Here is a 10,897-nt window from a genome sequence, read left to right on the forward strand (position 1 = left end):
GACTTAAGTTGTATAATTTTTTCACTTAATAATTAACTGTTGACCTGGCATAATTATTTCATTTGATAATTGATTCATTTCTTTTATTATCTCTACGCCGGTGTTATATTTTTCGGCAATTTCCCATAACGTATCACCAACCTCTACTGTATACAAAATCGATGATTCATGTATACCTTTAGCTACTTCAAGCACTGGTTCAATATTCTTATCACCAGCAGTTACAGTTTGTCCAATATTTCCCCGCCCAAATATGACAAACGGGTCAATTGAATTTTTCTTCGACACTGTCCATTTATTTTTATGTATTTCAAAATGCAAATGTGGACCAGATGATTTTCCGGTATTCCCCATTCGCCCGATTGTTTCTCCTTGTTTAACATATTGACCATTTTTCGCATCTCTAGATTGTAAATGTGCATAAACCGTTTCGAATCCTGACTCATGTTGGATAAAGATTACGTGGCCATAGGTTGTAGAATAATATGATTTACTTACTATTCCATGATCTACCGCATGAATCGGTGTCCCGATTTCACCTGCAATATCAATACCTTTATGACCACCATTTCTTGAACCAAATATGTCCGTTATTATTCCATCGGCTGGAAATTCCCAATTTAATTCACCGAATGACTCTTCAGCATTGGCAATTGATTGCATACCACCTAAAATTAATATTGTTAAAATAGCCGTTATTGCTATTGCAAGCAGCAATCTTTTTATGTATTCTTTCATTCTTATCCTCCTTAATTTTTATACTTGGCTGCTTGTCCAAATGAAGAAGTAACAGTACATTATTATGGTAATCTACCCAGTTATTATTCAAGTTTATTTAATTTTTCAATAAAAAATGGTGTCTTTAGTTAGACACCCATCTTAATTGATTACATTAATTTTTATCCATTTGTACAGGATTTGGTGCGATAGGCACTTCAATTGGTTTTTCTAAGTTAAATGGACCTACATTATACAAGTTTATATTTTCAAACAAGACTGTTTCGTATCCGTAATCTTTTGCGGTTAATAAAATTGCTTCAATCATTCGTAATGTTTCGTTACTTTCAATTAGTTCTATATTATTTTTAAATACTAACTTCAGTTGATCCGTTTCCCTTTCATTATTATCAATAAAAAATTCAATTTGATCTGGAATCGTCGGTTCTAGATTATATAATTCATTTTTATTTTTCATATCTAAAAATGCATCTTCTATTGAATCAAATTTATTTGGACTCGGTGTTAAATATACTTTGTTTTTTGTTTGATAAATTAAATAACCACTGCGAGAATTGTCAATTTTATATTCATAAATTTTTCCGGTATGTGAAAAATCGACACCACGATTTGAACCTTCATTTAGTAATACACTATCGATATCTTGGTATTTTAAGTGATCTAAGCTTTTAAAAAAGATCTCCTCACTAATGCTCCCGTAATCATATTCGTGGTCGGTCATCAAATCCAGTGTGATTTGATCGTTTTCATATTTAAGTGTCCCATCATATGGATAATATTCCGCTAATTCTAATTTTCCTTCATCTATATTTTCATAAACGAAATTATAATAATCTAACCAATGATTACCTCGATCTTTTTTAACAACAACAGAAACTGGAATTACATTCAAAACTGCCATATCAGGTATACCTATCGTTACAACAAAGTCATCTTCTTGTAAGTCATCCAAATATATGGCTTTTTTTCCCTCTAACAATAATTGACTATTATCGCTAAACAACTCAACTTGATCGCTATCTTGTGTACTAAACAATTCCGCATTCTCCTGTACACCATTTTGTTCCATAGATTTATCTAAAGCTATATTAATCTCATCTGCATTACTGTCGTTTACGCTTTGTTGATTAAAATGATTTATAACTAAAAACAACGATAAAAACATTACAGCAACGGTAGCAAGGGATGGCCAAAATATTCTTTTTTTGTTGTACAGAGGACTTTTCTTAGGGGTGTTCATTTCCTTTTGTATATTCATATAAATTTCTTCCATTGAACGTTTATCATCTATATTCGGAAATTGATGGAGGATTTTTATTAAATTATCTTCTTTCCTTTTATCATTATTCACGAGTGCTCTCCTCCTTTTTCTTTAACTTTTCCATATTTTTCCTCAAAATATTTAAAGCCCTATGTTGTGTAGTTTTTACTTTCGATTCTGACCATCCTAATACTTTAGCTGTTTCTACAATCGACAAGTCTTGAATAAACCGCACAATAATTACGGTCCTTTGGTCCAAAGTACAAGCGTCCAAACATTTGTATAAAGTTCGAATTTCTTCATTTTGAATCGCTATTTCTTCCGGAAGCGGATGATGATCATTTATCTCTAATCGATTCCAATCAATTTGATTTAAAAGCTTGTTTTTCAAGCTTTGTTGTTTTCGAAAATAGTCAATCGATACATTTCGAGCAATGGAAAATAGCCATGTTTTTAAACTACTTTTTCCTTCAAATTTATCATAGGATCGCAACACTCGAATATATACCTCTTGAATGAGGTCTTCTGCAACCTCACGATTTTTAACTAAATAAAAAAGAAATCGAAAAAGATCATTATGGTATTTTTCATATATTTCCTTAAATTTCGCATTCATAAAATCAGTCCATTCATCTATTTGTCGATTTTTCTTATGTAAATGTTACATTTTTTAGATTATCACTTTTTTACAATCGTAACATGAAAGTTTTTTCTATCCAATCAAAAACTTATTTTATATACCTAGTTTAATAACGATTTTTAATTTAAATCTCTTTAAATACATTCTTGTAAGTAATACAATAAATATCAAATTATGATTTATAAAAAGCATATAGTTTTTAAATCAATTTAAAGGGGAATGTTTATGGAGAAATTGATTACAACTGATCATCTTAAACGTAAACTAGAATTTTCCTTTCCACCAGGACGAATTATTTCACTTGTTCCAGCTATTACTAGTACATTATTTTATTTACAACTTGAAAATGAAGTTGTTGGTAGAACAAGATTTTGCATACATCCGAAAAATTTTGTAAAAAAAGCCCAACAGGTCGGAGGAACAAAGGATATCAATATTGAAAAAATTCGCCAACTCAAACCTGATATAATCTTTGCAGAAAAAGAAGAGAATTCGAAGGAAATCGTTGAAATACTGGAAAATGAATTTCCAGTATATGTAGCAGAGGTTCAGTCAATAAAAGACGTGTATAAAATGATAATTGATATAGGAACCGTTACGAATCGAACTCCACTCGCTGAACAGTTAGTTATAAAAATAAAACAGGCATTCCAATCTTTACCACACGGAAAAAATAAGAAAGTTGCATATTGCATATGGAAAAATCCATATATGGTTGTTGGTAGCAATACTTATATTAACTCACTTTTAGAAAGTCTCGGTTTTATAAATGTCTTTACTGAATTCGACGGACGGTATCCTGTTGTAACAGAAGAAGATTTTCGTAATTTCCAACTTGATTATTTATTTTTAGCTACAGAACCATACCCTTTTAAAGAGCAACATGTAAAAGATTTTTCAGAAATATTACCTAATACAACAATAAAAATTCTCGATGGTGAAATGTTTTGGTACGGACCAAAAATGCTCGAAGCAGTTGAATATTTTAATTACGAATTCAAAGAGCTAATAAATGATTAATTACACGAAGTAATTCGTTTTTGTGGTAGTAACAATCGGGTTGAATTAACAGAAAAAGAGCCGAACAATACGGCTCTTTCTTTATTTAAGATTTTACTTCTTCAGGCAGTTTGATCGTGAATACTGTACCTTTTCCAATTTCACTCCAAACGGAAATTGTACCATTATGTGCATCAACTATATTTTTTGCAATAGCTAGACCAAGACCGGTACCTGCTCTGCTTCTTGTTCTCGCTTTATCCGCTTTATAAAACCGTTCAAAAATAAATGGTAAATCTTCAGCCGGAATTCCTGAACCATTGTCCTTCACTTCAAGTTTTAAATAATCTTGTTCACTCGTTACCTTTAATTCAACAAGACCTTCTTCAGGTGTATGACGAATAGCGTTATCTATCAAGTTTGTTAATACTTGTTCAATACGATCTGGGTCAAATTGATACGTTTCTTTATTTGTCATAATGTTAACTTTTAGATTAACATTACTATCTTTAGCAAGCCCATAAAATTTGCGTCCAATTCGTTCAATAAAAGAATTAATTTCAACATTTTCTACCGTTAAACTCATACTACCCGATTCTAGTCTAGCTAAATCAAGTATCTCATTAACTAATCTTCCCATCCGAAGTGTTTCTTCGTTTATAATTTTGATGATTTCTTTTCGTTCTTCTTCACTACTTGCAATATCATCTATTAAAGCTTCACTATAACCTTGTAACATGGCTACCGGTGTACGTAATTCGTGAGAAACATTGGCAACGAAATCCTTCCGCATCTTTTCTAATTTTCGTTCTTCTGTAGTATCTCGAGTAACTACTACAGCACCACGAATAGACTGTTCGTCAAACTGAGGTGAAACAATAAAGGACCAATATCGACCACCAAAGTTCATTTCACCAGCCTGATCTTTACCAGTTTCAATTGATTCATTTAATAAATCAATAAATTTTGAAGGAATCGCTTTTTTACCCACATTTTCCGGTGAGTCAGCCCATGCTGCTAAAAATTCATCTGCTGGAGGATTTGTAACTAAAATTTCTCCTTGTTTATTAATGGTAATCACACCATCGGCCATACTACGAAGTATACTAGCGAGCTGCTCCTTTTCTTGTTTAAGAGCATTCATATTTACTTCTAATTGTTCACGCATTTTATTAAACGTTTTCGCCAATTCACCAATTTCATCATGTGTTAAAATCGGTACTTTGACATCAAATCGTCCCTTTGCTACTTCAGCTGCTGACTCCCGCATTTTTCTGAGCGGTGCAGTAACCCGAGAAGATAAAAAGAAAGCAAAGGCACTTGTCAAAATAAAAGCAATTCCAGCAGACCAAAGAATAATGTCGGACGTTGCTTCAATTGCATCTTCCATTACATCTAATGATTGGTAAATAAAGACCGCACCAGTTGAATTCATTAATTGTAAAGGAACACCTATCATTAAGCCATTGTTCGTTTTATCCTCTTGTTGCGATAATTCAAATTCCTTTGTCACTGTAACATTGGATGAAAACACCTTAGAAAATGTTGAATCAGACATAATGAAGTCTTTACTAAAGGTTGCTTCGTCATCTGGATTAGAGTAATAAACATTATCTTCATCCGTAAAAATAATTGCGTTAGTATTCTCATCTAATATTTCGAATGCAACCTCTAATGCAAAATCTATTTCATTATGTTCTACAAACGTTTCAGCAATTTGTGAAGCTGTATTAGCTAATGATTTTTTTACATCTTCAACTATATAGTTCTGAAAAAATTGCATAATTAGAATTGATAATACAAAAAGAACAACAAACATTAATAAAAGAATTGTTGCCCAGAGCTTGCCAACAACACTATTCCAACGTTTCATTCATTCACTACCTCAAATTTATAGCCAACACCCCAAACAGTTACAATCATTTTGGCAGCGTTTTCCGAAACTTTACTTAGTTTTTCTCTTAACCGTTTTATGTGTGTATCTACTGTTCTTAAATCACCAAAAAATTCGTAATGCCATACTTCTCGTAATAATTGTTCACGATCAAATACTTTATCCGGTGACTTAGCTAAAAAATACAATAAATCATACTCTTTCGGAGTCAAACTCACTTCTTTATCATCTGCTAATACCCGGTGGGCATCATGATCAATCGTTAAATGTGGATAAACGATAATATTTTTTGCAGTTGTATCAGTTTGTAAGTAGCTTGTTTTAGACGATCTTCTTAATAACGCTTTCACTCGCAGCACGACTTCACGAGGACTGAAAGGTTTTACAATATAATCATCTGTTCCGACTTCAAAGCCCTGAACTCGGTTCGCTTCTTCACCTTTTGCCGTTAACATAATAACAGGAGTTGCTTTCTTTTCTCTTAATTCACGGCAGACTTCAATTCCGTCTTTTCCCGGTAACATTAAGTCTAAAACAATTAAATCATAATCATTTTCTAATGCTTTTTCTAGCGCTTCATTTCCTTCTTCAGCTTCGTCGATTATATAGTTTTCTCTTTCTAAGTACATTTTTAATAATCTTCTAATTCTCTCTTCATCATCAACTATTAATATTCTTACATCTTGTTCCATTCAATGAAACCTCCTTATAACAATTGTACAAAAATCGACAATTTTTTTCCATATGGGATTCATAAAATCTATTATATTTAAAGAATTTTACGTATTTGTTCACAATACTATTATATATGTAAACAAAAATGCTGTCCAAAATTGGTAAAAAAGTGAAAAAAGAGCTGACGGTTGGTTGTCAGCCCAATAACAGTTTTATACATACGAATGTAAACCAGCGATAACTAAGTTTACGAATATTAGGTTAAACATGATAATGCCGAAACCAATGACTGCAAGCCACGCAGATTTTTCACCATGCCAGCCTCTTGATAAACGCAAATGGAGAAAAGCGGCATAAAAGAACCATGTGATGAGTGCCCATACTTCTTTTGGATCCCATGCCCAAAATCTTGTCCATGCAATTTGAGCCCATATCATCGCAAAAACGAGACCACCTAAAGTAAATATCGGGAAACCGATTAATACGGAACGATAACTAATTTCATCTAATAAATTACCATTGATTTTTGATACGAGTGGTTGTACCATCTGTGAAATTCTTTTTCGTGTAATAAGTCTAACGAGTATATAAATTATTGTCCCTGCAATAAATGACCAGATAACCGTATTTACTCTTGAAGTATTAAAGTTTGCCGGTAATTCAACTAGTGGTTCCATTTTGGATGCAGTCAGTAAAGTCCCCTCATTAGGTCCAACTAATGCAGGTAGTGCATAATCTATTGTTGATAGTTCCCCTTCTTTATTCACCCATTCGAACTGTGCTTCATAATTCATAAAGGAAAAAGTACTTGTAATAACGATAAACCCAATAACAACGGTTATAAAATACATAATTAACTCAAGACTGAACCGCTTTCGTGTGGCTTCAGCTTGATTAACGGTTTTAATTAAATAGATGAGCCCAGCAATAAAACTAATTGCTAAGATCGCTTGTCCAGCTGCTGTTGTCATTACATGTAAAGGTAACCAAATACTTCTTAGAGGAGGTATTAACGGTGTAATGTCTCTTGAAAACATACTCGCATAGCCTATTAAAATTAATACTATCGGTAAAGCAAATACACCTAGTACCGGAGTATGGTATAGAAAATAGATTAGTATAAATGCACCGACAACCATCAAACTAAAAAATGTAATAAATTCAAACATATTACTAACAGGTGCATGTCCAGCAGCTATCCATCTCGTAATAAAATATCCGATATGAACGATAAACCCAATAATCGTTAATGTAATCCCTATTTTTGCACTAAGTGTTACTTTATTTTTGTAATGACTTTCATCCATTCCTTTTTTTTGTCGGATAGCACCACCAAAAAACAGCGTTGCAATTAAATAAATAACAAATGCGATTAACAGTAGATTACTACTTAATTCTGCCACAATATATCACCCCATAAAGCTCCTTTATTTGGACTATTCTTTTTCCTGATTTTTTTCGGTCTTTTGATCAATTGGTATCGGAATATTTGTATCGGATAAAATTTTTTCTATTTCTTTATGAAAGCCGTACCAGTTTTTATTTGTGTGCCCTGCAATATGACATCCCCCTTTTTCTGTTTTTATCCAAATTCTACGATGTTGCCAAAACGATCCTTGTGCTAGACCGATTAAGAAGATAACACCACCGATAGCAATTACTGGTAAAGTATTGTCGAGTCGAACTGTTAACCCGCTATAGTTCACCATCTCAGCTGTTTGAAACTCCATTTTATATTTATTTTCTGTTACTTCAATTGTTTGTTGAATGGCCGCAAAACTTCTTTCTCCTTCAGGTCGATCTGGTGTGACCATTTTAAAGGCAAAGGCAGGATTTAATGGGTCTTGTGATGCCGTAGAAGGTACACCATCTTTCATTTGGAAATTCGGAAAGTAGTCTAGCAATTCAACGCCATAGCCATTTCCTAAATCATATTTTTTTTGTGGATTATTTAAATCTATAGTAATATTTCCGTATGACTCTCCAGTTTCTTTGTTCGTCAACGCAAAGGTCATACTTGCGATTTCATTTAAACGATAACTTGACTGATATAACGCATATCCATCAATTTTTAATGGCTTGTTTACTTGAATCTCATAATCTTTTATTTTTTCTAATTCAGGTTCTTCTCCAGGTAAAGATTGTTCAGCACTATATAACGTTACATTTGTTTGGAAATTTTTTGCAATCATCCCTTTTTCTTCAATAGCATTTCGGAAGACTTCACCATCTGATTCATCATAAACTTCAAATATAAACTCATGATTCGTTAAATAATACTGTTTATCAGTTCCAGGAATTGCAAGAGTTTCTCCTTCTTTTATCCATAAAAATTCATTTATATAAAATCCAGGTACAAAACGAAGCATACATCCAATTAAAAATATTATTAAACCAATATGGTTTACATAAGGACCCCATCTCGAAAAACGTCCCTTCTCAGCTAATAAGTTCCCATTATCGATATGTACATTGTAATGTTTTTTCTTTAACTTTTCTTTTAAAGTCGTAAAATCAATTTCAACATTTTCAGCCTTATTATAGAGCCGTTGTCTATTTAAAAAGTTCGTATTCCTTTTCACACGTTGATTTTTTAACGCCTTGTATAAGGGTATAGCTCGATCTAAACTACATATAACGAGAGAGACCCCGATGGATGCAATTAATAGTAAGTACCACCAAGAACCGTAAGTATCATGAAAACCGAAAAAATAATATAATTTTCCAAACCAGCCGTAATTTTCTTCATAATATTGATGTGCTGGTACCGGGAGTTGTCCTAAAGTTGAAACTTGTGGCAAAATAGAACCAATGGCGGTTGCGATTAGTGTAATTACTATTAAAATAACGCCTACTTTTACTGATGAGAAAAAGTTCCATATTCGATCTATAATGGTTTTATTATAAGTTTGAGACCTACGTGCACTACCTTCATAGCGCATATCAAGTAGTTTCCCTTGTCTCGCTTTTTCGTCGAGTATATTTCCGCAAGCCTCACAAAGAACAGTTCCATGTGGATTAACATGACCACATTCACATTTAACTTTATTCATGTAAAAAACTCCTATTCAGGCTTAATCTTTTCCATATATTGTTGTACCATTTCCTCAGTCATTGTTGTTTCGATATAGTCAACAATAATTCCATCAGAATTAATTAAATACGTTGCAGGAAGTGGGAAAATTCCATAAGCTTTTTGAACTTCACCACTTTCATCTATTACAATAGGAAAGGTGAGATTATATTGTTTAGCAAAGTTTTCAATCGCAATTTTCGTTTCACCAACATTTATTGCAATTATTTCAACACCTTCATCTTTATATTTTTGATATTGGTTTTCCATATAAGGCATCTCATCTTTACAAGGTTCACACCACGTTCCCCAAAAGTTTAAAAATACACCTTTCCCTCGATAGTCAGACAATTTATATTCATTACCTTCTAAATCTTTTAAAACAAAATTTGGTGCTTCTTCACCGACTGCTGCTACTTTTCTATTATCCTTAGAAAAATTTGAATATAATACAAAAATAATAGCTGCAGATAACAATAATAATATGATCGAACGCAAAACGAGTCGCTTCTTTTTATTTCTCATCCATTGCCCTCCTATGCAAGGAATTTATGTGGGTTGATTATATCATTTCAAATTTTTCTTTTTTTGTAAAGTTTCGAATCTTAAATGGCAGAAAAATAATTATATTTTATTTAGATTTTATTTTCTAATAATTTGGATCAGAGTGAGTAACGGAATATAGCCATTACTCACAAAAATTACTTACGAGTATTTGCACTTTCTTTTGCAAGTACTATTAATTGTTTCACTTCATGAGGTGTAAGTGGTCTAGATTCTCCAGCGTTAAGACCAGTTAAATCTAAAAAGGCGAGTCTTTCTCTTTTTAACTTCATAACCGGATGACCGATCTTTTCAAACATTCGTCTTACTTGACGGTTTCTTCCTTCATGGATTGTTAATTCAATGATTGCCGTATTTTTACGTCTGTCAGCTGATAATAACTTTACTTTTGCAGGTGCAGTCACCCCATCTTCTAAATGGACACCTTTTTCTAATTGTTTTAGTTGTTCACGTTTAGGAATACCTTTTACTTTTGCGATATATGTTTTATCAATCTTATACTTTGGATGAGTTAATATGTTAGCAAATTCGCCATCATTTGTCATAATTAGAAGACCAGATGTATCGTAATCTAATCGGCCAACAGGATAAATTCGTTCTGGAACATGTGGGAAATAGTCCATCACTGTTTTTCGATTTTTATCATCATTAACCGTGGTTACAACTTGTCTTGGTTTATAGAATAAAAAGTAAACCGGTTCTTCTCGTTCAATTTTAATTCCATTAACTTCAACTATGTCCTTCGGCCCTACTTTCACACCTAATTCTTTTACAACTTCACCGTTGACCGTTACTTTTCCTTGTAAAATTAATTCTTCAGCTTTTCTTCTCGAAGCAATACCCGCATGAGCAATAACTTTTTGTAATCTTTCCAAGAGACCACACTCCTTTACGTTGTCCATCATGATGTAAAAAGTCAAAAATCAAATATATTTTTTAAAAATATTATACTAAATTTAATGACCGTAATAACACTCTAGCTGAATTATGCCATATTCAACCTGTCATTACAAAAAAAATGCGTAAAATTTCATTTGAAATTTTTCTAAAATA

General features: G+C 32.5%; 10 protein-coding genes. 1 reads left to right on the forward strand and 9 read right to left on the reverse strand.

What is annotated here, in order from left to right; all coding sequences use genetic code 11:
• Window positions 1–21: 21 nt before the first annotated feature.
• The 3 genes from GW534_RS14605 to sigX form a co-directional block, all read right to left on the reverse strand.
• Complete coding sequence (locus tag GW534_RS14605) at window positions 22–738, reverse strand: peptidoglycan DD-metalloendopeptidase family protein (RefSeq protein ID WP_161921727.1); 717 nt, start codon at window positions 736–738, stop codon at window positions 22–24.
• Window positions 739–892: 154 nt separating this feature from the next.
• Complete coding sequence (locus tag GW534_RS14610; RefSeq protein WP_161921728.1) at window positions 893–2,089, reverse strand: hypothetical protein; 1,197 nt, start codon at window positions 2,087–2,089, stop codon at window positions 893–895.
• The gene (gene sigX / locus GW534_RS14615; protein WP_161921729.1) at window positions 2,082–2,615 is read right to left on the reverse strand and encodes an RNA polymerase sigma factor SigX; all 534 of its coding nucleotides are present in this window, start codon (window positions 2,613–2,615) and stop codon (window positions 2,082–2,084) included. Before sigX ends, GW534_RS14610 begins: the two co-directional genes overlap by 8 nt.
• A gap of 249 nt (window positions 2,616–2,864) precedes the next feature.
• Here sigX and GW534_RS14620 point away from each other — a divergent pair, with 249 nt between their 5' ends.
• On the forward strand, window positions 2,865–3,659 hold the full coding sequence (locus tag GW534_RS14620; protein ID WP_161921730.1) for an ABC transporter substrate-binding protein: 795 nt from the start codon (window positions 2,865–2,867) through the stop codon (window positions 3,657–3,659).
• 85 nt (window positions 3,660–3,744) lie between these two features.
• Here GW534_RS14620 and GW534_RS14625 read toward each other — a convergent pair whose 3' ends face one another.
• The 6 genes from GW534_RS14625 to GW534_RS14650 all read right to left on the reverse strand — a co-directional run bounded on the left by GW534_RS14625 (window position 3,745) and on the right by GW534_RS14650 (window position 10,719).
• Window positions 3,745–5,511, reverse strand: coding sequence for an ATP-binding protein (locus tag GW534_RS14625; protein ID WP_161921731.1), 1,767 nt, complete (start codon window positions 5,509–5,511; stop codon window positions 3,745–3,747).
• Complete coding sequence (locus tag GW534_RS14630; RefSeq protein WP_161921732.1) at window positions 5,508–6,224, reverse strand: response regulator transcription factor; 717 nt, start codon at window positions 6,222–6,224, stop codon at window positions 5,508–5,510. The genes GW534_RS14625 and GW534_RS14630 overlap by 4 nt, the downstream gene beginning before the upstream one ends.
• A gap of 195 nt (window positions 6,225–6,419) precedes the next feature.
• Window positions 6,420–7,610, reverse strand: coding sequence for a c-type cytochrome biogenesis protein CcsB (gene ccsB / locus GW534_RS14635; RefSeq protein ID WP_161921733.1), 1,191 nt, complete (start codon window positions 7,608–7,610; stop codon window positions 6,420–6,422).
• A gap of 33 nt (window positions 7,611–7,643) precedes the next feature.
• Complete coding sequence (gene resB, locus GW534_RS14640; protein WP_161921734.1) at window positions 7,644–9,260, reverse strand: cytochrome c biogenesis protein ResB; 1,617 nt, start codon at window positions 9,258–9,260, stop codon at window positions 7,644–7,646.
• An 11-nt stretch (window positions 9,261–9,271) separates the two neighbouring features.
• Entirely contained in the window at window positions 9,272–9,805 is a 534-nt protein-coding gene (gene resA / locus GW534_RS14645; RefSeq protein WP_161921735.1) for a thiol-disulfide oxidoreductase ResA, read from the reverse strand.
• A gap of 176 nt (window positions 9,806–9,981) precedes the next feature.
• On the reverse strand, window positions 9,982–10,719 hold the full coding sequence (locus tag GW534_RS14650; RefSeq protein ID WP_161921736.1) for a pseudouridine synthase: 738 nt from the start codon (window positions 10,717–10,719) through the stop codon (window positions 9,982–9,984).
• Between the last annotated feature and the right edge of the window lie 178 nt (window positions 10,720–10,897).

Origin of the sequence: Pallidibacillus pasinlerensis, assembly GCF_009996845.1 — a bacterium.
Classification (GTDB): Bacteria; Bacillota; Bacilli; order Bacillales; family Caldibacillaceae; genus Pallidibacillus; species Pallidibacillus pasinlerensis.